The 23,741-nt window shown below is 47.5% G+C and carries 22 protein-coding genes, 1 tRNA gene and 1 riboswitch; of the genes, 3 read left to right on the top strand and 20 right to left on the bottom strand.

Annotation, left to right across the window (positions count from 1 at the left end; genetic code table 11):
• Positions 1 to 4: 4 nt before the first annotated feature.
• On the bottom strand, positions 5 to 1,003 hold the full coding sequence (locus tag QZV24_RS01105; protein ID WP_294518885.1) for a deoxyguanosinetriphosphate triphosphohydrolase: 999 nt from the start codon (positions 1,001 to 1,003) through the stop codon (positions 5 to 7).
• Between the two features lie 170 nt (positions 1,004 to 1,173).
• Between QZV24_RS01105 and QZV24_RS01110 the strand changes: the two genes are divergently transcribed.
• Entirely contained in the window at positions 1,174 to 1,386 is a 213-nt protein-coding gene (locus QZV24_RS01110; RefSeq protein WP_290655793.1) for a hypothetical protein, read from the top strand.
• Positions 1,387 to 1,438: 52 nt separating this feature from the next.
• Here the strand turns inward: QZV24_RS01110 and glyS are convergent, their stop codons facing one another.
• Both glyS and glyQ read right to left on the bottom strand, forming a co-directional pair.
• Complete coding sequence (gene glyS, locus QZV24_RS01115) at positions 1,439 to 3,499, bottom strand: glycine--tRNA ligase subunit beta (RefSeq protein WP_294518889.1); 2,061 nt, start codon at positions 3,497 to 3,499, stop codon at positions 1,439 to 1,441.
• Entirely contained in the window at positions 3,499 to 4,380 is an 882-nt protein-coding gene (gene glyQ / locus QZV24_RS01120; RefSeq protein ID WP_294518892.1) for a glycine--tRNA ligase subunit alpha, read from the bottom strand. The genes glyS and glyQ overlap by 1 nt, the downstream gene beginning before the upstream one ends.
• Positions 4,381 to 4,812: 432 nt before the next feature.
• On the opposite strand from glyQ, the gene QZV24_RS01125 reads away from it, so the two are divergent.
• Entirely contained in the window at positions 4,813 to 5,964 is a 1,152-nt protein-coding gene (locus QZV24_RS01125; protein WP_294518895.1) for a glycerate kinase, read from the top strand.
• Here QZV24_RS01125 and sfsA read toward each other — a convergent pair.
• Entirely contained in the window at positions 5,961 to 6,635 is a 675-nt protein-coding gene (gene sfsA, locus QZV24_RS01130; RefSeq protein WP_294518898.1) for a DNA/RNA nuclease SfsA, read from the bottom strand. The two genes, QZV24_RS01125 and sfsA, sit on opposite strands and share 4 nt — an antisense overlap.
• A 198-nt stretch (positions 6,636 to 6,833) precedes the next feature.
• On the opposite strand from sfsA, the gene QZV24_RS01135 reads away from it, so the two are divergent.
• A complete protein-coding gene (locus QZV24_RS01135; RefSeq protein ID WP_294518901.1) occupies positions 6,834 to 7,127 on the top strand; it encodes a DUF1294 domain-containing protein in 294 nt (97 codons plus the stop codon).
• 61 nt (positions 7,128 to 7,188) lie between these two features.
• Here QZV24_RS01135 and QZV24_RS01140 read toward each other — a convergent pair.
• The 16 genes from QZV24_RS01140 to ftsH all read right to left on the bottom strand — a co-directional run bounded on the left by QZV24_RS01140 (position 7,189) and on the right by ftsH (position 23,691).
• A tRNA-Arg gene (locus QZV24_RS01140) sits at positions 7,189 to 7,263 on the bottom strand.
• Positions 7,264 to 7,351: 88 nt separating this feature from the next.
• Entirely contained in the window at positions 7,352 to 8,194 is an 843-nt protein-coding gene (locus QZV24_RS01145) for a metal ABC transporter permease (protein WP_294518904.1), read from the bottom strand.
• Positions 8,194 to 9,063: a metal ABC transporter ATP-binding protein gene (locus QZV24_RS01150; protein WP_294518907.1), complete on the bottom strand. Its 870-nt coding sequence runs from the start codon at positions 9,061 to 9,063 to the stop codon at positions 8,194 to 8,196. The genes QZV24_RS01145 and QZV24_RS01150 overlap by 1 nt, the downstream gene beginning before the upstream one ends.
• Positions 9,064 to 9,073: 10 nt before the next feature.
• Complete coding sequence (locus QZV24_RS01155; RefSeq protein WP_290655807.1) at positions 9,074 to 9,811, bottom strand: ABC transporter permease; 738 nt, start codon at positions 9,809 to 9,811, stop codon at positions 9,074 to 9,076.
• Positions 9,811 to 10,677 carry an ABC transporter ATP-binding protein gene (locus tag QZV24_RS01160; protein ID WP_294518911.1) on the bottom strand — a complete coding sequence of 289 codons (867 nt, stop codon included), beginning with the start codon at positions 10,675 to 10,677 and terminating at the stop codon, positions 9,811 to 9,813. Before QZV24_RS01160 ends, QZV24_RS01155 begins: the two co-directional genes overlap by 1 nt.
• Before the next feature lie 14 nt (positions 10,678 to 10,691).
• Entirely contained in the window at positions 10,692 to 11,492 is an 801-nt protein-coding gene (locus tag QZV24_RS01165; RefSeq protein WP_294518914.1) for an energy transducer TonB, read from the bottom strand.
• 1 nt (position 11,493) lies between these two features.
• Positions 11,494 to 11,904, bottom strand: coding sequence for a biopolymer transporter ExbD (locus tag QZV24_RS01170; protein WP_290655813.1), 411 nt, complete (start codon positions 11,902 to 11,904; stop codon positions 11,494 to 11,496).
• 1 nt (position 11,905) lies between these two features.
• Entirely contained in the window at positions 11,906 to 12,523 is a 618-nt protein-coding gene (locus tag QZV24_RS01175; protein ID WP_294518917.1) for a MotA/TolQ/ExbB proton channel family protein, read from the bottom strand.
• A gap of 112 nt (positions 12,524 to 12,635) precedes the next feature.
• Complete coding sequence (locus QZV24_RS01180; protein ID WP_290655816.1) at positions 12,636 to 14,051, bottom strand: GntP family permease; 1,416 nt, start codon at positions 14,049 to 14,051, stop codon at positions 12,636 to 12,638.
• A 464-nt stretch (positions 14,052 to 14,515) separates the two neighbouring features.
• Positions 14,516 to 14,695: riboswitch (cobalamin riboswitch) on the bottom strand.
• 164 nt (positions 14,696 to 14,859) lie between these two features.
• Positions 14,860 to 16,011: a cation diffusion facilitator family transporter gene (locus QZV24_RS01185; RefSeq protein ID WP_294518920.1), complete on the bottom strand. Its 1,152-nt coding sequence runs from the start codon at positions 16,009 to 16,011 to the stop codon at positions 14,860 to 14,862.
• Positions 16,004 to 17,461, bottom strand: a complete 1,458-nt coding sequence (locus tag QZV24_RS01190; RefSeq protein ID WP_294518923.1) for a protein O-GlcNAcase — start codon at positions 17,459 to 17,461, stop codon at positions 16,004 to 16,006. The genes QZV24_RS01185 and QZV24_RS01190 overlap by 8 nt, the downstream gene beginning before the upstream one ends.
• 37 nt (positions 17,462 to 17,498) lie before the next feature.
• Positions 17,499 to 18,902 (bottom strand): aminopeptidase, encoded by a 1,404-nt coding sequence (locus tag QZV24_RS01195; protein WP_294518926.1) that lies wholly within the window; start codon positions 18,900 to 18,902, stop codon positions 17,499 to 17,501.
• Between the two features lie 11 nt (positions 18,903 to 18,913).
• Positions 18,914 to 19,870: a tRNA dihydrouridine synthase DusB gene (dusB, locus tag QZV24_RS01200; protein ID WP_294518928.1), complete on the bottom strand. Its 957-nt coding sequence runs from the start codon at positions 19,868 to 19,870 to the stop codon at positions 18,914 to 18,916.
• The gene (locus QZV24_RS01205) at positions 19,871 to 20,635 is read right to left on the bottom strand and encodes a type III pantothenate kinase (RefSeq protein ID WP_290655825.1); all 765 of its coding nucleotides are present in this window, start codon (positions 20,633 to 20,635) and stop codon (positions 19,871 to 19,873) included.
• Positions 20,636 to 20,644: 9 nt separating this feature from the next.
• Entirely contained in the window at positions 20,645 to 21,613 is a 969-nt protein-coding gene (locus QZV24_RS01210; RefSeq protein WP_294518998.1) for a biotin--[acetyl-CoA-carboxylase] ligase, read from the bottom strand.
• Positions 21,614 to 21,687: 74 nt separating this feature from the next.
• A complete protein-coding gene (gene ftsH, locus QZV24_RS01215) occupies positions 21,688 to 23,691 on the bottom strand; it encodes an ATP-dependent zinc metalloprotease FtsH (RefSeq protein ID WP_294518932.1) in 2,004 nt (667 codons plus the stop codon).
• Positions 23,692 to 23,741 lie beyond the last annotated feature (50 nt).

Here is a 23,741-nt window from a genome sequence, read left to right on the forward strand (position 1 = left end):
CTAATCATTTTACCATTACGCCGATGGGCGGCATATAAATATCATTAAACAATTGAACTGCGTAGCTGTCTGTTATGCCAGCCACATAATCCACCACAGTCTGTTCCAATCCCCACTGGCTCTGGCGTTGCTGGAATTCCACCGGCATCCGGTCAGGATTTTTGGAAAAATACTCAAAAAGCTGCTGCAAAACAAATACAGCCTGCTTCCGTTCTTTTGCTAACCGCTCCGAATGGTATATATTTTCAAACATAAACTGACGGAAAACGCTCATGGCTTCGTTCATTTCCTCAGAAAAGGTTATATCCCCAGCCTGTTCCGAGGTAACAATCATATCCGACACCATTGCCGTAATCATTTTTGATGTATCTACGCCAATTTTTTCCATAACCAGCTTTGGCAGGCTGGCCGGTTTTAAAAACTCCGCCCGCATACTGTCGTCAAAATCATGGCAAAGATAGGCTATCCGATCTGCCCAATGAACTATTTTCCCCTCCATGGTAAAAGGTAATACATTGCCGCTATGGTGCAATATACCATCCATGGTTTCTTTGGTAAGATTCAGTCCCTGTCCGCCCTTTTCCAAATATTTCACCACCCGAAGGCTCTGTTCGTTGTGGGCAAAATGGCCGGTAAGTTTGTCCAGAGCGGCTTCACCGGCGTGACCAAAGGCCGTGTGTCCCACATCATGTCCAAGAGCAATGGCCTCTGTCAGGTCCTCATTGAGCTGCAGACTGCGAGCGATAGTCCGACCTATCTGGGCGACCTCCAAACTGTGGGTCATCCGGGTACGATAATGGTCACCGGATATAATATACACCTGGGTCTTGTGCTTCAACCGGCGAAAAGCCTTGGAATGAATTATCCTGTCCCGGTCCCGCTGGAATCGGCTACGATAGTCACAATCCGCTTCCGGCCGCTCCCGCTGGGCATCCCGACTCTTGGCCGCCAATGGAGATAACAGCTTATACTCATTTTCCTCAGTGCGTTCCCGTACCTTCATCTATTGCACCACCCTTGTGAAAATACTATATACATCCGACTACATATCAAAGCTACCATTTTGCCCCATCTATGTCAAGGGCATTGTGGGTTAACTGTGAAAAACAGTATACACTAAGTCAGGTAATATGCTATAATGTATTAAATATGTTTTAGAGGGGAGAGTCGTAAATGACTAAGGAAGCTATTGAAGCTATTCTCAAGGAAAAAATTGCTGCAGAGCGCAGTAACCTGCCAACTCATGAATATATCGACCTCAATGCTGTTGCTAACGGTCGCGGTGTAGCAGATGCCGGTCTGCTTTATCTCAAAGCAGTAGATACTGCATTGGATATTATGAGCAAGGCTGTAGCCGGTACTTTGGCTGAGGTTGTAAAGGATTAAAGGTATAACAAAAAATGCTGTTCCAGCCGGAACAGCATTTTTTATTTTGTTTTTATGCCAAAACTATTTTACTGAAATCAGCTACTGTACAAATCAGCTGATCAACAGCCTTCAACAGCCCAAGGCGATTATTCTTAATTTTTTCATCCTTGTCCATAACCATTACTGCATCAAAGAAGCCATCAATCGGTGCAGCCAGCTTGGTCAGCTCAGCAACAGCACCGGCATAATCCTGCTTGGCAGCAAGAGCATCTACCTGGGACTTAACGGTCTGATAAGCCTCACAGAGCTTACCTTCGGCCGCATCCACAAAGAGTGCTTCATCACATACCGCCTGAACCGTCTCATCCTTACGGGAAATGTTGCCAGCCCGATTGAAGGCCTGAATATCGGTATCCATGCCCTTTTTAACGGCCTCATCCACTGCCTTTGCTCTAAGGGTAGCCCCATAAATATCGTCAATATTAACGAATACCGCGTCTACCACATCATAACGGATATCAGCTTCGGATAAAACATTTTTCAGGCGCAGCTTCATAAATTCTTCCACATCAGCCTGCATCTTGGCCTGAGCCTTTGTATCGGAAATATTAAGCAATTCCATGGCCTTGCTCACCAAACCGGACAGGGAAATATGATACTGGGCTTCCGTAAGCATATTCACCACGCCAAGAGCCTGACGGCGCAACGCAAATGGATCCTGTGATCCGGTTGGAATCAAGCCACGGCTGAAGGTAGCCACCATGTTATCAATCTTGTCGGCCAAAGAAACAATGCGGCCAGCCACCGAGGCAGGCTGCCCATCGCTGGCACTTCTTGGCATATAATGCTCATCAATAGCCTGAGCAACTGCTGCAGTTTCCCCATCGAGAAGTGCATACTCCCGGCCCATAACACCCTGAAGCTCAGTAAACTCTGTTACCATACCAGTTACCAGGTCAGCCTTGCAGAGCTTGGCAGCCCGGACAGCATCCTGTTTATCCTGAGCTGAAACCTTCAGTTCATCGGCAATATAAGCAGACAGCACCTCTAAACGCCCCGCCTTGTCATAAATGGAACCAAGACCTTCCTGGAATACGACAGTCTTCAATTTATCACAGTGTTCAGCCAAAGACTTTTTCCGATCTTCATCAAAGAAGAACTGGGCATCCTCCAAACGGGCCCGCAGAACCCGCTCATTGCCATGCTGAACCACTTCCAGATGTTCCTTGCCACCATTACGAATGGTAATAAAGAGTGGCATCAGCTTGCCATCCTTCAGTACCGGGAAGTACCGCTGATGATCCCGCATCGGGGTAATAACTGCCTCGGCCGGCAGCTTCAAATACTTATCATCAATAGTACCACACAGGGCTGTCGGATACTCCACCAAATAAAGCACTTCTTCCAGCAGGCCATCCTCAATCTGTGCCTTACCACCCTTGGACTGGGCCAGCTCCACAATCTGCTGACGAATCATTTCACGGCGACGATTATGGTCAACAATTATAAACTGCTCTTCGCAGGCCTTTTCATAGTTGTCAGCACTTTTGATTTCAAAATCCCCTTCCGAGAGGAACCGATGACCGCGAGAAATACGACCGGACTTAACATTAGCTGTCTCAAATTCAATAACATCCTCGCCGTAAAGACCTACTAACCAACGGAGTGGCCGGATAAATTTATAATCCAAATCAGCCCAATGCATGTTGTTCGGGAAATTAAGACCATCAACCAGCCCCTTCAGGGTAGCACTGAGCAAATCAATGGTTTTGCCACCCACCTCATGCACCATGGCATATACATAGCCATCCTTGGTGACCAAATCCTTGGCTTCAATTCCCTGTCCCCGGGCAAAGCCTTCTGCCGCCTTGGTCGGATTACCATCGGCATCAAAGGCAATATTTACAGCCGGGCCACGATTTTCCTTGGACAGATCCGCCTGATTTTCAGCCAGTCCATACACCAAAAGTGCCAACCGGCGTGGAGTTCCCATGGTTTTAACGCTGTCAAAGGACAGGCGCAAATCCTCAAAGGTCTTTTCTGCATTTTCCTTTAACTGAGCAATAATGCCCGGCATAGCGTAAGCCGGTATTTCCTCAGTACCAATTTCCAATAATAAAGTCTTGCTCATTATGCCTTCTTCCCCTTTCCCAGCATTGGATAACCCAATTCTTCACGCTGCTTGAGATAGCATACCGCACACATACGGGCTAATTTACGAACGCGACCTATAAAAGCAGCCCGCTCCGATACGGAGATAGCGCCACGGGCGTCCAACAAATTGAAGGCATGGGAGCACTTCAAAACATAATCATATGCGGGATGAACATAACCCTTTTCGATAACCCGAACAGCTTCCTTCTCATACTTGTCAAAGAGATCAAAGAGGAGGTCAGCATCAGACAAATCAAAGGAATAGGTGGACTGTTCAAATTCATTCTGATGGAATACATCACCATATGTATAATCAGCTGTCCACTGGATATCATAAACATTTTCCACGCCCTGAATGTACATGGCGAGGCGCTCCAATCCATAGGTGATTTCTACAGCAGTAGGCTTAATATCCTGGCTGCCAACCTGCTGGAAGTAAGTAAACTGGGTAATCTCCATACCATCCAGCCAAACCTCCCAGCCAAGGCCCCAAGCGCCCAGCGTAGGTGACTCCCAGTTGTCCTCAACAAAGCGTATGTCATGTTCTTTTGGATTGATACCAAGCCGCTCCAAGGATGCCAAATAAAGCTCCTGAATGTTGTCAGGGGATGGCTTCATAATAACCTGAAACTGATGATGCTGATACAAACGGTTTGGATTGTCACCATAACGGCCATCAGCCGGACGGCGGGATGGCTCTACATAAGCCACATTCCATGGCTCAGGTCCCAAAACCCGCAAAAAGGTAAATGGGTTCATGGTACCGGCACCCTTTTCTACATCGTAAGGTTCGCCCAAAATACAGCCCTGCTCAGACCAGAACTGCTGAAGGGCCAGGATAATTTCCTGAAACTTCATATAAAAATGCCTCCTTAATTTGTTACAGAAATAAAAAATCCCTGTAACATCATAAAATAATGTTACAGGGACGAGATAACCCGCGGTTCCACCCTGTTTGAATACTGAATTTCAGTATTCCACCTTAATGGATATGCTTGTATTGCTCCAAAGCGCCATTCATCCCGGCAGCAGGCTTCCACCATCCCTGCATCGCTGAATAGGAACTTGTTTCGTGGCAGTTCTTTATGGGACTACTCCTCTTCTTCATCACAGTGTGAATTTTAGCAAAAATACAGGTAAGTGTCAACTTATTATAGCACTGAGTGCCACCGGAAATTTAGTATTTCCCGGTATCCGTATAGATTCTCCCCATAACTTTTTATCAGCAGAAAATTCGTACAGCTGCGTTATGTTATAATAAAACAAATGATACAAGTTGGAGGGTTATTTATGAAAATCGTAGTGGCCATCGATTCGTTCAAAGGAAGCCTTACTTCACTGGAAGCCGGTCAGGCCGTCCGTTCCGGTATTCTTAATGCTTGTCCTGACGCTCAGGTAACGGTAATGCCATTAGCTGACGGAGGTGAAGGAACTGTAGAAGCCCTTACTCTGGGTATGGGAGGAACGCTGCAGACAGTTACAGTAACCGGTCCCTTGGGTAAAGCGGTAACCGCCCAATATGGTATTTTACAGGATAAAAAAACCGCCATTATAGAGATGGCAGCAGCCGCCGGTATCACTCTGATACCAGAAGAAATGCGCAGTCCGCTGCACACTACTACCTATGGCGTAGGCGAACTAATATTGGACGCCATTCATAAGGGATGCCGTCGGTTCATTGTGGGAATTGGTGGCAGTGCCACCAACGATGGTGGGATTGGTATGCTGCAGGCACTGGGCTATCGGATGCTGGATGCTAACGGAGAGCCGGTTCCCTTCGGTGCCATCGGGTTAAAGGCATTATCCAGCATTGATGGTAGCCATATCCTGCCGGAACTGCAGGAATGTACTTTTCGAATTGCCTGCGATGTCACCAATCCCCTGTGCGGTGCAACAGGCTGCAGTGCCGTTTTCGGACCGCAAAAAGGGGCAACGCCTGATGATGTTCCCCTAATGGATAGCTGGATGAACCATTATGCTGAATTATCCGGCAAAAATAATCCTCAGGCCAATCCCACCACCCCCGGGGCCGGTGCAGCCGGTGGGCTTGGCTTTGCTTTTCTCACTTATACCAACGCTACGCTGGAGTCCGGCATCAGCATCGTATTGGCTGAAACCAGACTGGAAGACCATATAGCCGATGCCAAGCTGGTCATCACCGGCGAAGGCCGGCTGGACAGCCAAACGGTTATGGGCAAGGCGCCGATTGGCGTGGCCCAAATAGCCAAGCGCCACCAAAAGCCCGTAATAGCCCTTTCCGGTTGTGTGGCACCTGATGCCAGACTATGTAACCAGCACGGTATAGATGCCTATTTCCCGGTGCTGCAAAGGATATCATCACTGGCTGAGGCAATGGATGCCCCTAACGCCCGCCAAAATGTCATAGATACCGCGGAACAGGTCATGCGGTTGATACTCACTGCCCGCAACCATTTTGATTAAAGCTCCCCCTGTAGTCGGTCATAATCCAAAGTCATACTTTGTGGTTCCACATGACAGCCTAAAAATATTATCCGCACACCGGATGCTTTGGCCTGTTCCCAAGCCTCCCCAAAGGCCGGATGGGTTTCAATATTGGGGCGCACCTCTTTTACTTTGGGCATCTGAATAACAAAGGCAATGCCGGCTATATAGCCCTCCTGCTGAGCCTGTATCAGTTCACGGATATGCTTTATTCCCCGCTGGGTGGGTGCATCCGGAAAAAATCCGATGCCATCCCGTTCCAAAGTACAGCCCTTTACCTCCAACAGAAACTTCGTCCCCTGTCGCTCCATATAAAAATCGATACGGGAAGTGCCATAGGTATATTCCGGCTTGATATAATCAAAATTCTTGGCCGCCAGCCACTCTGCCGCAATTTTATTGGGAGCCTGGCTGTCAATGTTGATTAGCCCCAGACCAGCTTTCTCTACGGCAATCAAATCATATTTTGTCTTGCGGTCAGGATTAGTGGCTTCTTCCAGTACAACCTCCACCCCGGGCAACAGCAATTCCTTGCAGCGACCGGTATTTTTAACATGAACCGTTTCCACCACACCATCAATATCCACCTGGGCTATAAATCTGTTAGGGCGGGCTACAAACCTCCCCCATTTTATTTTTCCGTATTTCATAACGCCTCCACGCCAGTTCAACACAAATTCAGTTCATTATACATTATCATCAATATTGCCGTCCACCTTAACCAACACTCTGTCAGTAATATAACCATCACAATCAAATGGTTTTCTTCCGCTGTCAGGCAGGAAAGACCTGCCTTATGACGAATAAACAGTATGGGAGAAACTTTATGATATACGGAGGAGAAATATATGGAATTTACATGGCAAAATGTATTGATTGTGTATTTGCTGATGATTAACCTGATTGCATTAGTGGTATACGGCTGGGACAAAATCTGTGCCATGCAGGATTGGTGGCGGGTACAGGAGTTTTCCCTGTTCATTGTGGCTTTGCTGGGTGGCGGCATTGGGGCCCTCCTGGCCATGAAGCTATTTCGTCACAAAACCCTTCATGCCAAATTTAAAATTGGCATACCACTGATATTGCTGTTACAAATTGTTGGTGCCATTTATTTATATTATCAGCTAAATTTCAACAGTTAGACAACACACCCAAAAGGCCTGCCGCAGTATAATACTGCGACAGGCCTTTAAAATGCATAAATGGTGCGCTCGGCGGGAGTCGAACCCACGCTTTCAGCTCCGGAGGCTAACGTCCTATCCACTGGACTACGAGCGCTTATTAAATTATCACGAGGGATATTATACCATTATATTCTATATTGCGCAAGGCAAAAATCATATAAGTATGGTGTCCACCGCCCATATCATCTCACAAACTTTGCCTTGAATACCATACTGATGAAAAACAGCATCGCCGAAATAAACACAATAGTCGCTCCGGCTGCCATATTAAACTGATAAGCCAACACCAGTCCCGTTATCCCAGCTATCATGGCACTGCCCACTGACAAGGCGTGGTACTGTTTTACACTGTTGGCCATATTGCGGGCAGTAGCTCCCGGCAACACCAGCAGTGAGTTAATAATCAGCAATCCCACCCACTGAATACTTATGGCCACTACCACTGCCACCATCACGGCAAAAACGCTTTCCAACAGCATTACATTCAGACCACGGCTACGGGCAAAGGGCTGGTTTACACTTAACAGCAGCAGCTTATTAAAAAGTCTCCCCCAGAGGACAACTACCAGCACCAACACGCCCAACAGGGCACCTATCTCCGCCGGAGTAATGCTCAGCACATCACCGATAAGATAGCCGGAAAACTTGTTGAAGCCCCCACCATAGGACATTATCATCAACCCCACCGCAATTCCGGTGGAGGAAAAAACGCCAATAATAGTATCGGTAGAAGCAGAGCTATAATTTTTTATCCAGGTAATCAGCAAGGCAAATACTATAGAAAATGCCACCAACGAGCTCATCGGCGACAGCAAGCCGGCAATCGCCCCGATAGCCAAGCCGGTAAACGCCCCATGTCCCAATGAGTCCGAAAAAAAAGCCATGCGGTTGGATACCACCATGGTGCTTAACAGACCAAACAATGGTGTAATCAGCAAAATAGCCAAAAAGGCATTCTTCATAAAATCAAAGCTCAGCCATTCAAAGGGCAATAGCGTATCCATAAGGCTGTAAATAATCTCCATTATGGCTCACCCTCCTTTGGATTGCAATCCGGGCAACTGCATTTGGCTGGATGTGATGATTTATGCTCGACCCAGACAAAGCCGGTACCGCCATAATTTCGATTAGTATCAGTCAGCATACCGAATATCTTGTGGGTTCGCTTGTCGGAAAACACCTCCTGTGGTGTACCGCTGCAAATAACCCCCTTATCCATCAATACCACCTGGTCGGCGTGCCGGGCTACCATATTCAAATCATGCGAAACCAGAATAATGGCCATATCTTCACTGTTTTGCAGCTCTTCAAGGATATCATAGAAAATTTCCAAACCATTCTGATCTACCCCGGACACCGGTTCATCCAATAGCAAAATATCCGGCATAGGATTAAGCGCCAGGGCCAACAACACCCGCTGAAGCTCCCCGCCAGACAATGCCCCCAGCCGTCGGTCAATCAACTCTGTCGCCCGAACCCGTTTCAGACTATCCAGGACCTGTTGGCGCTTGTTGGATGGAAACAGCCACACCGGTCGGTCAGACAGACAGGCTGAAAATAAATCCAGCACAGTAATGGGGGCACTGACATCCAGCTTCAAAAACTGGGGTACATAGCCAATTATCGGCTTGCCTGTATGCTTCCCTTTGGCATCAACATAATTAAGGTGGCCCGTATGACTCACCTCACCGATAATTGCCCGAAGCAAAGTGCTTTTCCCTGCTCCATTGGGACCGATAACGGCCGTAAGCTGACCACAGTGCACATGAAGATTCACATCCTCAAAAATCGTGAGATTGCCCACCTTAACGGTAAAATGTTCTATTTTGGTACAGCACAGTCTGGTGCAGTCATCCCCCTCACCCTTGCTGTGCCTGAACAATCGCTGTAACATACGCCTTCCCTTATTTCAACTGATTATTGTATGCTTTCATCCCTAATATGAACCCTATTATAGCATAAAGTACCAGCACTGCAACAGATTCCCAGGCCACCGGGCTTTGCGTAGCTATCCCCCGCAGTAAATAACTGGTATGGGTCAACGGCAATATATCGATAAACACCCGAATAATATCCGGCAAAGCTGCTGTAGTAAAAAAAGTGCCACACAAAAAGGACATTGGCAGAAGAATATAGGTATTCACCTGAGACAGCTCTTCAAAGCTGTCCGTGGACAGCGCAGCAAAAAAACCGACCTCGGCAAAAATCACACAATTCAAAATAAGCACCACGATATAAAAAACGGTGATATTAAGGGTCGCACCAAAAGCGAAGGCTAAACCCATAATAATTGCAGACGAAATGAGCCCCCGTAGCACAGCGGCCAATACCTTGCCAACAAGAAACGCCGACGGAGTCATAGGGGCAATTATATACTCCCCAATGCTGCGGTGATAAACCCGTTCCGTACAAAGAGGTGTCAAACTGTTATAGCTGATATTCATCGAATTTAAGGCCATGATACCCGGTACAAGAAAATCAATATAGGAACCACTGCCCACCTGAATATTCCGCCCCAATCCCCAGCCGAAGGCTACCAAATACAGCATAGGCGCTACCATTCGGCTTAAAATAAATTTAGGGAGGCGCCGTTTCAGCACCACCCAATCACGCCAAAAGACCGTGCATATGTCATAAAACATTATACGCCCTCCTTTCGGCCAGTTAACTCTATAAATGCATCTTCCAAATTAGTTTTGCGGATATGCGCTCCATGCTCCAAGTCCGCTGCATATGCCGCCGCTTCCTTCCGGCTGTCAAAAAATTTATATTGCCGCCCCTCCGGCGAATCCCATTCCACAGCCATTCTCCCCATCCGGTTGCAAAATGACTCAGGTGTATCAATATCAATCAACTTCCCGGTGTTGATAATTGCCACCCTGTTGCACAAAGCCTCCGCTTCCTCAATGTAATGAGTGGTAAGCACCACCGTTGTGCCGTTGGCCGCCAAGGCCCTGATAAGATCCCAGATACGCCGGCGTACTTGTGGATCAAGGGCTACCGTCGGTTCATCCATAAAGAGGATTTGGGGTGAATGAACCAACGCCCTGGCAATCAGTAATCGGCGTTTCATACCACCGGACAACGCCTTCGGCATCAAATTAACCGTATGAGTCAGCTCCACAAATTCCAGCATCTCAGCAATTTTCCGTTTTCGCTCTGTCACCGGCATATGGTGCAGTTTGGCGTGCAGCTCCATATTTTCGCCTACAGTTAGGTCATTATCAAAATTGATATTCTGAGGTACTACCCCAATCATCTTTTTTATGGAAAGGGGGTCTTTAAAAATAGAGCAGCCATTGTACACCACATTGCCTGCCGTCGGCTCCATCTCCATGGTCAGCATACGGATGGTGGTAGTTTTCCCTGCCCCGTTGGGTCCCAACAGGCCAAAAATCTCTCCGTCCTGCACCTCCAACGAAAGGTTATCCACTGCCAGATGCTTTACCCTTTTTTTATGTTCATCCCTAATGGTAAATTCCTTCACCAGATTATCAATTTTAATCATATATACTCCGGAAATTATCTGAGTTTAAATGTAATCCTTACTCTTTTTCTGAAAGAAACTGCCTCACCGTATTCGTTGTACGCGGTGGTGTATCGGTATCCCCAGGCAGCCTCCATGGCAGCCTGATCCATTTCACTATAGCCAGAGGAAGACTCCACTTCGGCACTTTCCACTTGTCCGTCGGTCCCTACCGTTATCCTCACAGTTACTTTGCCATTGATATTCTTTTGCCGCAGATTTTCTGGATAAATAGGCTCCGGAGCCGCAATGAGTTCCGGTGGAATAGCTGGACGCTTGCCCTGGCCGCTACCGGAGCCACTCCCGGTACCATCACCAGTTCCAGTGCCAGTTCCATTGCCTTTTCCATCGCCACCAAGTCCGGTACCACTTCCATTACCCGAACCAGTACCATAAAGGCTGCTGCCGCTGCCATCACCGGTACCGCCAACCGCAAAAATTGGGTTAGAAACAGGCGCCACCGGAGCGTGGTGTTCCTGTTTAAACTGCTCCTGCTTTTCCGGTTCCTTGGTGAATTTTTCCTCGATTTGCGGTAATTTTTCCTTTTTGTTGTCAATCACCACATCATCAAAGGATGGCGCTGGCGGTGGTGGCGCAGCCTCCATGGGAGCCGCTGCACCAGCCGCTCCCGCTGATCCACCTGCATCCATATCGTACAGCGTGACATCTACCGGCCGTTCTGCCTTGGGAGTTACTATCACAAATAAACCGGAAAGGGATATAAGGGCAAAAATCACCAAATGAACTACCAGCGAGCCAGTCCAAGCCCGGTATTCCCGTTTCTTATCTGACATCATATCAGTTTCCCCCGGAATCAGCCGCCAAGCCAAACTTGGTAACACCTGCTGCCTTAAATTTATCCAAAAGGCCAATGACCATACCATAATCCAGCATCTGGTCAGCCCGCACTACTACAGCAAAGCGTGGATTCTTGGCATTCTCGGCCTTAGCCCGCATCAAGAGCTCTTTTTCACTGATCAGCTTGTCCTCCAACCATAAGGAACCATCGCTTTTCATCGTCACCAGATAGGTAACACTCATCTGGGTTTCTGCACTCTGGGCCTTTGGCATATTGACCGGTATGGTTTTCAGATTAACCATGTACAAAGTGCTAAGCATAAAAAATACCAGCAGGAAAAACATTATATCAATCATGGGGATTATCATTACTTCCGGCTTATCGAAGCCGTGACGGTCTCTAATCCGCATATTACTCACTCTCCTCTGCCATACCCTCCGCTAAGGAGAAGCACTGTTCCATATCGGAAACAATACTGTCAATGCGCTGGGTAAAATAAGCGTGTACTGCCAGAGCAATAATAGCCGTGCACAGGCCCATAGCAGTCGCAATAAGGGCCTCACCCACACCACCGGTAATGGCCGTGGCCTGCCCGGATTCGATATTGAAAACGCTAAAGGCGGAAATCATACCACTGATGGTTCCCAATAACCCCAGTAAAGGTGCCATAGTAACAATTACATTCAAATAGTACAGCCGCTTTCTAAACCTGGTCAAGGCAATACCGGACTGCACCTCAAAAAAGGTTTTCTGAGAAACTGTCTCATTGCCGGTGAAAGACATCCCCTTGGCCAAAAGCGACGGTAACGCCCCCTTAGTCTTTTTAGCCAGAGCCACAGCTTCATCGGTTTCTCCTCGACTCATGCAATCAGCAAAGCTTTGCGCAAATGCTCTCCCAGGGTCAGCACTGCCAAAATACATCCACCGTTCAATGGCAATGGCCACCACAAACATAGAGCAAAGCAGCAGTACATACATTACCGGGCCGCCCTTCTGGAAAAAATCAATACCTGTCATTATCAAATCCATAATTATCCTCCTAAAATAAATGGCCCTTCTGCAAAAAGCAGAAAGGCCATAATATGACATCTTTCACAGCTATCACAGGTCAGACAATAAAAATATAGTTTAAAAAACGAAATTATGCAATACCTGTAATCATATAGAAAATAACACAAAGGAACGGAACAAGGAATTTCATTCCCATCAGCACGATAATATCTGCGTAGGATTCCTTGTGACTGAGACCACAAATGGCCAACAGAGTTACCAAAGCTCCGGCATGTGGTACCGGGTCAATACCGATAGAGGCAACCGCTACAATTCGGTGCAGAACCTCCAATGGAATCCCAGCCGCAGTAGCCAACTGTGCCCACTGCTCACCCAACATGGACAAGGCAATGGTCAGACCGGAGGATGCCGAACCGGTAATACCACACATAACATTGGTAGTAAGCACCGCCGAAAATAAAGGGCCACCACCGAAATCAAGATTTAAAAGCAACTCCTTAACTACGGCAAAACCACCCAGACTTACTACAACGCAACCAAAAGCATAGCCGGAAGCTACATTTAAAACAGCACTACAGGAGGAAACCGCCGAATTGTTAATAGTAGGCAGCATACCTTCCTGGAGGCGCAGATGACGACGGGAAATAATCGCAGCTACAATACTGCTGAGAATCAGGGAAATACTGATGGACCAACCAGCGGAAATCTTGGCTACAGAATGAGCCAGCAGAGACAACTTTAAGCCACCCAGCGATTCCAGGGAATTTTCATCCCAGTGGAAGCCCCACTCCCAGCCAAAAGGATTGGACAAAATTACATTCAACACAATAACCATCAAAAGTGGCACACAGGAAATCTTCCAATCAGGATTTGGCAACTTATGACGACGCTGACCAAACTCAATATGGCGGCCATAGCCTTCGCCCTGAGCCTTCAAACGATTAGCCCGAAATGAAATCCATCCCCAGCCCATAATGAGGAAAATTGCGCTGGCAAACAAGCCGATTCCAATACCGGACCAAGTAGAGGTTCCAAAATATGATGAAGGGATAATGTTCTGAATCTGTGGTGTGCCTGGCAAAGCAACCATGGCAAAGGAAAAAATGCCCATCCACAAGGCTGCCGGCAACAAACGCTTTGGAATATCCGCTTTTTTGAATACAACTGCACCAAAGGGATACATAACGAAAGCTACCACGAACACAGAGAGGCCACCATAGGTCAGTGCACCGCAGCCGAGAAGCACAGCCAAAACTGCCCGTTTTTCACCTAAAATCTCAATGATTTTACCGGCTACCGAAGCTGCCATACCGCCCTTTTCCATTAGACGGGCAAACACTGCACCAAATAAAAAGATTGGATAGTAGTTCTTCACATACTCGGCTGCCTTTGTCATATACAGCTCACTGAAGATTGGCAAAACAGCGTGCTCACTTCCCAGTGCAGCAACTACGGCGAACAGTGGCGCTACCAAAATTACGGAAGCCCCACGGTAAGCCATGTACATCAGACCAATAAGCGCAATAAAAATTATTGCTGTGTCCATTACAAAATCTCCCCCTAAAAAATCCTAAAAATAGTTTGAACTATGCTACAAAACGCAACCTCTATATTAAAGCAATCTACAAAACAAATGTCAAGGCATAAATTAGCAGTAGGTAACAATAATATAAAACACTTTCCTTATGTTATTATTTTCTATAATTATAACTTCTAGTTATTATTATATTCTTAAAAGGCAATTCACCTCACTGAAAAAGAAAGATAGCTTCCGAGCAGCTCCACCTGCCCGAAAGCTAGCGTTGCACAGGGCAACCAATGAATGAAATGTATGAGCAATGCTTTCCTTGCAGCGCTGAAACCACAAGAAAAAACCTTCTGACAACTCATAATCTGCAAGCTGACAAAAGGTTATATGTCATAGGTATTCATAAAAAAATCCTGACTAACCAAGTCAGGATTTGTACACTAATAAATGCCTAAATCCCCTTCCCCATCACTCGCAGGTCAAACGGTGATTGTTAAACAGGCAGTTCTCCTGACTCCAGATCATCGCTCCATCACGCCTTCCCAGAATACTCCAGTGACATATTGTGATATCGCTCCCTGACACAGTGGCGGGACCGTGCTGGCATTTAACCAGCTTATCTTGTTAGGCCATACCCAAGAACCTTCATGAAATAAATTCTGCATCCAGTACATCTGAATATCCAAGAACTTACTTCGTGACAGCTCCTACCGGTAATAGGCACCTGTTCCAATCAATATTAAATTGGTGAAGATTTTCTTCACAGAAATGATAATAGCACTTAAACAAATACCTGTCAACACACAGTTGAAAAAATTCAGGTTATTTACAGCCGATCTATCCGGATTTTAAGCTGATACTGCGGATAGGCCTGATGGATATCTTCCTCAATCATACACACCACTCGTTCATCACCCAGCTTACAGCTGTAAGGAACTGCCACATCAAACACAATACAGCCCGAGGCAGTCAGATGAAAATCGTGAAAGGTAAACAGCGGGTCAATGGACGCCAATACATGGTACAGCTTATTTTTTATTTCATTTTGTACAGGGTCATTTTCCACCATAGGGTCAATATGAACGGTCATTGATACCTTGAACTCGTCCCCAATGGCCTGCTCCAGTTTATCAATAATACCATGGGCATCCAACAGAGTCATATTGGCCGGTACTTCGGCGTGCAGTGACACAAATATCCGCCCCGGACCATAGTTATGAACAATCACATCGTGAACACCGATAATTTCCGGTTCCTCCAACACCCGTCGGGTTATGCTGCGGACAAATTCCGGATCAGGAGCCTGCCCCAGCAATGGCTGCAGGGTATCCTTCGCGGCCCCCCACCCACTGTGCATAATGAACAGGGCTACTACTATACCGGCATAACCGTCGTAGTCCAAGCCCATAACCAGATTCACAATCAGGCAAAGAATAACCACGAAGGTCGCTACACAATCACTCAGGCTGTCCGTCGCTGCGGCCAGCATGGCCGGTGAATCAATTTTTTCGCCCAACCCCCGGTTAAACAACCCCAACAAGAGCTGTAAAGCCAGGGAAATTGTCAGAATGATTACCACCTCCAGCGAAGCCTCCATGGGCTCAGCCGTCAACAATTTCTCCACTGAGGAGCGCATCAGCTCTACACCGATAATCAAAATAGCGGCCGCAATTATCAGACCGGCCACATATTCGATGCGCCCATGGCCAAAGGGATGCTCCGGGTCCGCCGGCTTGGCCGACAGCTGATAACCAAAAATAGTTATCACCGAGGCCCCGGCATCGGCCAGATTATGCACCGCATCGCCAATAATGGCAATGGAGCCTGAGATATACCCAATAAACATCTTTACACAGCACAGCAAAACATTGACAGCAATCCCCACGCCACCGCTAAGATAGCCATACTGGGTACGGACCTTTACATCATTGATATTTTCACTGTCTTTTATAAATTGTCTGGCAATAAAATCAATCATTACTGTTCATCTCTTCCGATTTTGCCCCATACCATCCATCAAAGTCGTTTATAAATTTTCCCAGGGACTCCTCCGATATTTTGGCTGTACTCTCATTGGCAGCAATCTGCTCCTTGATTTCCCGGAACTTGGCAAACCACTCAGTCCGTTGTTTCTTGGTGGTTTTGTCCTGTAATATCAGCAGAGCATACTTTTCGGCCTCAGTCATACGCTGGAGCTGTTCCAGCTGCGGTTTGCCTTCATTCAATGCCTTGGTCGGCAAATTTTTCAGCAAACGGCTTATTGCCCTTGCCCTGGTCTTATTGTTCTCCGTCAGCTTATCCAACATAGCCAACTTTGGTATAGTGTTCTTGGACTCAACCAGCTTCCACAGTCCAAAATACATACTGCGAAGCTCCGGAGCATCCCGACGGCCAATATGGGCCCAGTTGTTTTCCAGCCGCTGGGAGTGATTGGCAAAAATCTTCATATCATCGGCCAACTGACCATACTGATCCTGAATCGCCTGGTCCCAAGCTACTTTCTCATCATAATCAGCTGGATTCAAGGCAAAATCTGCCCCGGTGGCGATAGCAATTTTTGACAGCTCCGGCTTCTCCATTGGATTGATGAAAAAAGCAAAAATATCCTTATTGGTGAGCTTTTTATCCAGCTTGTCCACCGGCCCCAAAGCCAGTTTTTCCTTCATGTAGTCCGAAACGGGATAATTCCACCAAATTCCCATTTTTTTCCCATAAAGCTGGTTCACAGCCCGAACCGTGTCCAGCTTCAGCCCATCCGGACACACCTCAGATCCGGTATAAAGCACCATAATATCATCCTGCAGGCTGTTGGCCATTGTCTTGGTATACTCTGTCACCTGACCATTAGGTGCCATCTGATGCAAGTGATACTCCGTCGGTACCAAAATCAATGGGGCAATATCCGGCCGGGTTTTGACAAAGTTATCATTTACCCAATTCACAAACTCAGCCTGGCCTTTGGCATTCAGCGTCGGGATATCATCGAAAAACAGGGCAAAATGCCGTATACCAATATCATACATAGCCATCAGCTTATTTACCATGGCTGCCCGGTCGTCATAGCAGCCCGGCGGGTTAAAATCAATATCGTTGCCAGGTGAAACGGCAAAAATAATATCAATGTTCAGCTTCTTCGCTTTCTGGGTCAGCTCCGCCAACTCCTGATATTTGTCGGCGGGATATGGCTGACGCCAGAATTTACGGTGAAACTCATCATCCTTGGGAGCGTATATATAAGCATTCAATTTTTGACTGGCCATAAACGACAACATATCCAAGCGTTGAGCGTGATTCCATGGCGTACCATAAAACCCTTCCACCACACCTCTCAGTTTAATTTCCGGGCCATTGTCGGCCTGAGCACTTAACGGCAGTTGAAAAATCAACGCCAAGGAAGCCATTGCCAACAAAAGCAATTTCATTTTCATATACTTCCCTCCCTCGAAGCGAAAAATCAGTTACTGGTCAAATTTCCTGCAAAAAGGCCTTGTATCCCTTCATTGTTTCGTATACATCCACCTTGCTTACAGCTTCCCATGGGGCATGCATACTGAGCACGGCTACACCGCTATCAATCACATTCATACCGTACAGGGCCATTATATAGGCAATGGTTCCGCCACCACCCAAATCAACCCGTCCCAGCTCGGCGGTCTGGAAAGTAACCTTGTGTTTCTTCATCACACTGCGGATTTTACCAAGATATTCAGCACTGGCATCATTGGAGCCTGACTTGCCGCCCCGGCCGGTGAATTTGTTAAATACCATTCCTTTACCGATATAGGCCACATTCTTTTTATCAAAGGCCGAAGCATACAATGAATCATAGGCTGAACTTACATCTGAGGACAGCATCCAAGAGTTAGCCAGACACCGGCGCAAAGAAATACCGTTGTATCCCCCCAGGGCATGCAAAACTTCTGCCACAGTATTCTCAAAGAATTTGGACTGCATACCGGTGGCTCCCACACTGCCGATTTCTTCCTTGTCCACTAAGAGGCAGCAAGCCGTACGCTTTACTTTTTTAGTGTCCAGCATAGCCATCAGGGATGTGTACGCACAAACCCGATCATCATGGCCATAGGCCAGTACCATACTGCCATCCAGGCCCAAGTCCCGGGCCTTGCCGGCTGGTACCAGTGTAAGCTCGGCTGAAATAAAGTCATCCTCTTCTATATCATATTTATCCTTCAACAGCTTTAAAATGCCCGCCTTAACCCGGTCCTTTTCGGCCTCCTTCAGCGGATAGCTGCCAATCAGTACATCCAGCTTTTCCCCTTCAATAACCTTGGTGGCCTTTTTCTCCATCTGCTCCTGAGACAGATGAATAAGCAAATCTGTTACACAGAACACCGGGTCACGGTCATCCTCGCCAATGACAATTTCCTGCACAGTACCATCCAGCTTAACTACCACGCCGTGCAGAGCCAATGGCAAAGTAACCCACTGATATTTTTTGATACCACCATAATAATGCGTGTCAAAATACGCCATGCCACCCGCTTCATACAGCGGATTCTGTTTTAAATCCAACCGGCAGGTATCAATATGCGCACCCAGAATGGCCATTCCCTGTTCCAGAGACTCGCTGCCGATATTAAACAGCACCATAGCCTTGCCCATACAGGTGGCGTACACCTTATCCCCGGCGGACAATTTTTTCCCCTTGGCTATTATCTCATCAAGATTTTTATAGCCTGCCTTTTCCGTCTGCTTTACCGCTTCAGCTACACTTTCCCGCTCAGTTTTGCACTGGCTCAAAAAAGCCTTGTAGCCTTCATTCAGCTTGTGCAGGGCTTTTTTCTCTGCCTCGCTGTATTTTACCCATGCGGATAATTCCTTTTCGTCCTGTTTCTTGTCCTTTGCCATATTCAATCCCTCTATTTCATCTTTTCAAGTATTCTTAGAAAATCATCTCGGGTCTCAGCCTTGTTGAACTGCACCCTAAGCTCGGCATTGCCCTTTATTCCTCTGGTATACCAGGTGGCGTGTTTCCGCATTTCCCGCGGTCCCACATAATCGCCCTTGAATTTCAGCAGCATATCCAAATGGCGGATAATGACCTCCTTGCGTTCCTCCATAGTCGGCCCCGGCAATATTTCCCCGTTTTTTAAATATTGGGTGAGCTGCCGGAATATCCAAGGATTGCCCTGAGCTGCCCGGCCCACCATTACGGCCTCACAACCGGACACCTCCCGGATTTTTATGAGGTCCTGCACACTTCTTATATCACCATTGGCAATAACCGGGATATGTAAGCTTTCCTTTACCTGGCGAATTATTTTCCAGTCCGCCTGATCACGATAAAACTGCTCTCTGGTCCGGCCATGGACTGCCACTGCCTGCACACCGGCTTCCTCAGCCAGCTTAGCCATCTCTAAAACATTGATATGGTTTTCATCCCAGCCAATGCGCATTTTCACTGTTACCGGCATACTGACCGCCCCTACCAGAGCCTTCAGGACCTTGTAGGACCGCTCCGGGTCCAACATCATGGCCGATCCCTCGTGGTTTTTTACTACCTTTGGTGCCGGACATCCCATATTAAAATCAAGAATATCTGCACAATGCAAGGACTCAATATACGCTGCCGCTCGCGCCACACTGTCCGGCTCTGCCCCAAACAGCTGCATAGCCATCGGACGCTCCAACTCCTCGGTATGAAGCATTTTCAAGGTGTGCTCGTTGCGATAATTTATCCCTTTGTCGCTGACCATTTCCGAATACACCAGCGGACAGCCCATTTCCCGGGCCAATATACGGTACGGAGTATCGGTTACCCCGGCCATAGGGGCCAGAAACACCGGAATGGGGAAATCAAAATTTCCAATCCTCATTTATTGGTTCCTTTCATACAGTACCCGCAGACCGGTCAAAGTCAAGAAGTGGTCAATCTCGTCAATAGTCTGGGATTCCTTGGCAATCATCTTGGCATAACCGCCAGTGGCAATAACCTTCATTTCCTTGCCATATTCCTTCTTTATCCGGCGGACAATTTCATCAATCTGGCCAACAAAGCCAAAAATTATCCCCGCCTGCATACCGGTGATAGTATTGCGGCAAATAATGTTCTTTGGGGTCACCAACTCAATTCTAGGCAATTTAGCAGCCTTCTGGAACAGCCCCTCGGCTGATGTCCCCAGGCCGGTGGAAATAACGCCGCCCAAAAAATCACCGTTTTCATCCACCACATCAAAGGTAGTGGCTGTACCAATATCAATGACAATCAATGGACCACCGTACTGCTCGTAAGCACCCACTACATTAACAATACGGTCAGCACCGATTTCCCGTGGATTTTCATACTTCAGGCGAATGCCGGTCTTGATGCCGGGGCCGACAATAATCGGCTTTAAATGGAAATACCGCTCACACATTTTTTCCATTGGTACCACCAGCGGTGGAACTACCGAGGATATAATTACTGCCTTGATTTCCTCCATTTTGATGCCATGATATAAAAACATATTGTTTATTTCCATACCATATTCATCGCTGGTCTTGTGCCGCTCGGTGGACACACGCCAATGACGATACAGCTTCTTACCATCATAGGTTCCCAATACCACATTACTGTTTCCAATATCTATAACTAAAAGCATATTTCCTCCCTAGTGTTGCCTTGGTCTAATAGACACATCCCCGGCATAAACCTTGCGTACTTCGTTTCCGGTGTCAATCAGCAGAGCACCATCCTCGGCGATATCCACCGCCCGGCCGGCAAAAGTTTCCTTTATACCGATTACATTGACTTCCTCCCCCAAAGTCACAGACAGCTGCCGCCACTGGTCCAGCACCAGGTCAAAGCCCTGTCCCCGCACTTCTAAATACAGCTTTTCCAAATTACGGATAACCTGCTGAAAAAACGCAATACGGTCAAAATCACCAATGAACATGGACATGGAGCCGGCCTTATCCCGAATATCCTCCGGAAAAGCCTCCGGTTGAACCAGGGCATTTATTCCAATCCCTATTACCACATAATTCACCCGATCAATTTCCGCATTCATCTCCGTAGAAATCCCCACCAGCTTTTTCCCCTGGTACAGGATATCGTTCGGCCATTTTATACCAGCCGGAAGACCGAATTGGTGCATAGCCTCCGTTACAGCCACTGCCGCCATCAGTGTGCTTTTGGGAGCTTCCCGGGGCAGGAATGATGGCCGTAATATTACGGAAAACCAAATACCACCCTGAGGCGAGAAAAAGCTCCGGTCCAACCGCCCCTGGCCACTGTGCTGCGTCTCACTGACCACAATGGTACCATCAGCCGCACCTTGGGCCGCCAGCTTCTTGGCTTCTACATTGGTAGACCCCACATCGTCAAAATATTCTATATGACTGCCGATAATGTTCGTATCCAGGCCGTGAGCGACAATCTCCGGCAGTAAGCGGTCCGGTGTCTCCACCAGCCGGTAGCCGCTACGGGGCAGGCTTTCAATTTTATAGCCGGAATTTTTCAGCTCCCTGATATGTTTCCATACCGCAGTTCTGGACACATCCAGCTTTAATGCAATATCCTCCCCGGAAATGTATTTATCTCTCGACGCCCGCAAAAGCTCCAAAATAGCCTTTCGCATAAATCTGCGCTCCCTTTGCTTCCATAAACCATCAAAAGGGGCTGCTGCATAATCCATGCTTCAGCCCCCATATATCATTTTTCAGTTGTGCTATTTAGTTTTGGTTCCGGTTCAGTAAAAGGAACCTCCACTTCAGCATCCTCATTCTCAACTGCATTCTGACTTTGAACCTGAACTGCTTCCGCTGGTTCGGCCGGAATCAGCTTTGGCTCATCATCATCATGGTCATCCTCGGATTTCCCATCATCAGCTTTAGCTTCTTCCTTTTCCGTAACATTGCCAAATCCAACCAATTCCTTCAACTCAGCCGCTTCCAAAGTTTCCTTTTCAATAAGGGCTTCCGCAATGATATGGAGCTTGTCAACATTATCAGTCAAAAGGGTACGGCATTCCTCGTAGGCCTCTTCAATATAGCGCCGGACTTCCTTATCAATCTCGCTGGCCACTTCTTCCGAGTAATCCCGCTGATTGTTCAAATCACGCCCCAGAAATACCTGATGATCCTTGCCGGAGCCATAAGCCACCGGTCCCAGGACACTGCTCATACCGTACTGGGTAATCATATTTCGTACCAGCTGAGAGGCCCGCTGAATATCGTTCTGGGCCCCAGTACTGATTTCCTTGAGAACAACTTCTTCCGCTACCCGGCCGGCCAACAGGGTCTTCAACTGATCCAGCAGCTCCCCACGGGTCGCATAAGACCGGTCTTCCTTCGGCAGCATAAGAGTATAACCACCTGCCCGGCCTCGTGGAATAATCGTAACCTTGTGCACCGGATCAGCGTTTGGCAACAGCATACCTACTAATGTATGTCCACCTTCGTGATAAGCCGTCAGCTTCTTTTCCTTGTCACTCATCACCTTGGACTTGCGTTCAGGCCCGGCCATTACCCGCTCAATGGATTCTTCCATCTCCAGCATGGCAATGGTTTTTTTATTGCGGCGAGCCGACAACAGAGCCGCCTCGTTGACCAGATTGCTCAAATCAGCTCCGGTAAAGCCTGGTGTCCGGCGGGCCAATACATTCAAATCCACATCCTTATCAACTGGCTTACCCTTGGTGTGGACCTTCAAAATGGCTTCCCGCCCCTTAACATCCGGCTTGTCTACCACAATCTGCCGGTCAAAGCGCCCTGGACGAAGCAGGGCTGGGTCAAGAATATCCGGACGGTTAGTAGCAGCAATAATAATAATGCCTTCGTTGGCGGCAAACCCGTCCATTTCCACCAGCATCTGGTTCAAGGTCTGCTCCCGTTCATCGTGGCCACCGCCCAAACCGGCTCCACGCTGACGACCAACCGCATCAATTTCATCGATAAATACAATACATGGAGAATTCTTCTTGGCCTGGTCAAACAAATCACGCACCCGTGATGCACCTACGCCCACAAACATCTCCACAAAGTCAGAACCACTGATAGAGAAGAACGGTACACCGGCCTCACCGGCTACAGCCTTGGCTAACAGTGTCTTACCAGTACCCGGAGGGCCAAAAAGCAGAACACCCTTTGGAATTTTCGCTCCCAGCTCATTAAACTTGGCTGGATGTTTGAGGAATTCCACCACTTCTTCCAGTTCCTGCTTGGCTTCGTCCGCACCGGCCACATCCTCAAAGGATACCTTCACCTTGTCACCGCCGCTCATTTTAGCCCGGCTCTTGCCAAAGGACATAACCTTGCCACCGCCACCTTGGGTTTGCTGCATAAAAAAGACCCAAACGCCAACCAGCAACAAAATAGGCAACAAGGAAGACAACAATGTGGTCCACCATGGTGGCTCCGGCGGATTTTCCGCCTTGATCTCCACATTTTTAGCCTGTAATGTCTTTATTAAATTCCCATCCTGCCCCGGATAGGTAGGCAATACAGTATCAAATTCGGTACCATCACTGAGGGTACCCCGGATGGTATTTTCAACAATTACCACCTTGGAAACCTTGCCATTATCTACTTCCTGTATAAAGGATGAATAATTCATCTCCATCCGGGTTGGCGTCCGGTTGGTGAAATAGTCAATCAAGGTAATGGCTACAAAAATTATTAGCAGGTAAAAACCTACATTTCTAATAAACCTGACCAATATGAAACCTCCTAAAAAGGCAAAAAATATCTTCACATAAAGATAATTAT

The organism is uncultured Anaerovibrio sp. (assembly GCA_902786545.1).
In the GTDB taxonomy this organism is placed as follows: Bacteria; Bacillota; Negativicutes; order Selenomonadales; family Selenomonadaceae; genus Anaerovibrio.

Excerpts from the sequence above, each read along its gene's own strand:
- QZV24_RS01125 (WP_294518895.1), top strand. The coding sequence starts at position 4,813 with ATGAAAATCGTAGTGGCCATCGATTCGTTCAAAGGAAGCCTTACTTCA.
- glyQ (WP_294518892.1), bottom strand. The coding sequence starts at position 4,380 with ATGAAGTTTCAGGAAATTATCCTGGCCCTTCAGCAGTTCTGGTCTGAG.
- dusB (WP_294518928.1), bottom strand. The coding sequence starts at position 19,870 with ATGAGGATTGGAAATTTTGATTTCCCCATTCCGGTGTTTCTGGCCCCT.
- glyS (WP_294518889.1), bottom strand. The coding sequence starts at position 3,499 with ATGAGCAAGACTTTATTATTGGAAATTGGTACTGAGGAAATACCGGCT.
- QZV24_RS01195 (WP_294518926.1), bottom strand. The coding sequence starts at position 18,902 with ATGGCAAAGGACAAGAAACAGGACGAAAAGGAATTATCCGCATGGGTA.
- QZV24_RS01110 (WP_290655793.1), top strand. The coding sequence starts at position 1,174 with ATGACTAAGGAAGCTATTGAAGCTATTCTCAAGGAAAAAATTGCTGCA.
- QZV24_RS01105 (WP_294518885.1), bottom strand. The coding sequence starts at position 1,003 with ATGAAGGTACGGGAACGCACTGAGGAAAATGAGTATAAGCTGTTATCT.
- QZV24_RS01205 (WP_290655825.1), bottom strand. The coding sequence starts at position 20,635 with ATGCTTTTAGTTATAGATATTGGAAACAGTAATGTGGTATTGGGAACC.
- QZV24_RS01135 (WP_294518901.1), top strand. The coding sequence starts at position 6,834 with ATGGAATTTACATGGCAAAATGTATTGATTGTGTATTTGCTGATGATT.
- QZV24_RS01160 (WP_294518911.1), bottom strand. The coding sequence starts at position 10,677 with ATGATTAAAATTGATAATCTGGTGAAGGAATTTACCATTAGGGATGAA.
- QZV24_RS01165 (WP_294518914.1), bottom strand. The coding sequence starts at position 11,492 with ATGATGTCAGATAAGAAACGGGAATACCGGGCTTGGACTGGCTCGCTG.
- QZV24_RS01175 (WP_294518917.1), bottom strand. The coding sequence starts at position 12,523 with ATGGATTTGATAATGACAGGTATTGATTTTTTCCAGAAGGGCGGCCCG.
- sfsA (WP_294518898.1), bottom strand. The coding sequence starts at position 6,635 with ATGAAATACGGAAAAATAAAATGGGGGAGGTTTGTAGCCCGCCCTAAC.
- QZV24_RS01190 (WP_294518923.1), bottom strand. The coding sequence starts at position 17,461 with ATGAAAATGAAATTGCTTTTGTTGGCAATGGCTTCCTTGGCGTTGATT.
- QZV24_RS01210 (WP_294518998.1), bottom strand. The coding sequence starts at position 21,613 with ATGCGAAAGGCTATTTTGGAGCTTTTGCGGGCGTCGAGAGATAAATAC.
- QZV24_RS01185 (WP_294518920.1), bottom strand. The coding sequence starts at position 16,011 with ATGATTGATTTTATTGCCAGACAATTTATAAAAGACAGTGAAAATATC.
- QZV24_RS01180 (WP_290655816.1), bottom strand. The coding sequence starts at position 14,051 with ATGGACACAGCAATAATTTTTATTGCGCTTATTGGTCTGATGTACATG.
- QZV24_RS01150 (WP_294518907.1), bottom strand. The coding sequence starts at position 9,063 with ATGTTACAGCGATTGTTCAGGCACAGCAAGGGTGAGGGGGATGACTGC.
- QZV24_RS01170 (WP_290655813.1), bottom strand. The coding sequence starts at position 11,904 with ATGCGGATTAGAGACCGTCACGGCTTCGATAAGCCGGAAGTAATGATA.
- QZV24_RS01155 (WP_290655807.1), bottom strand. The coding sequence starts at position 9,811 with ATGTTTTATGACATATGCACGGTCTTTTGGCGTGATTGGGTGGTGCTG.
- QZV24_RS01145 (WP_294518904.1), bottom strand. The coding sequence starts at position 8,194 with ATGGAGATTATTTACAGCCTTATGGATACGCTATTGCCCTTTGAATGG.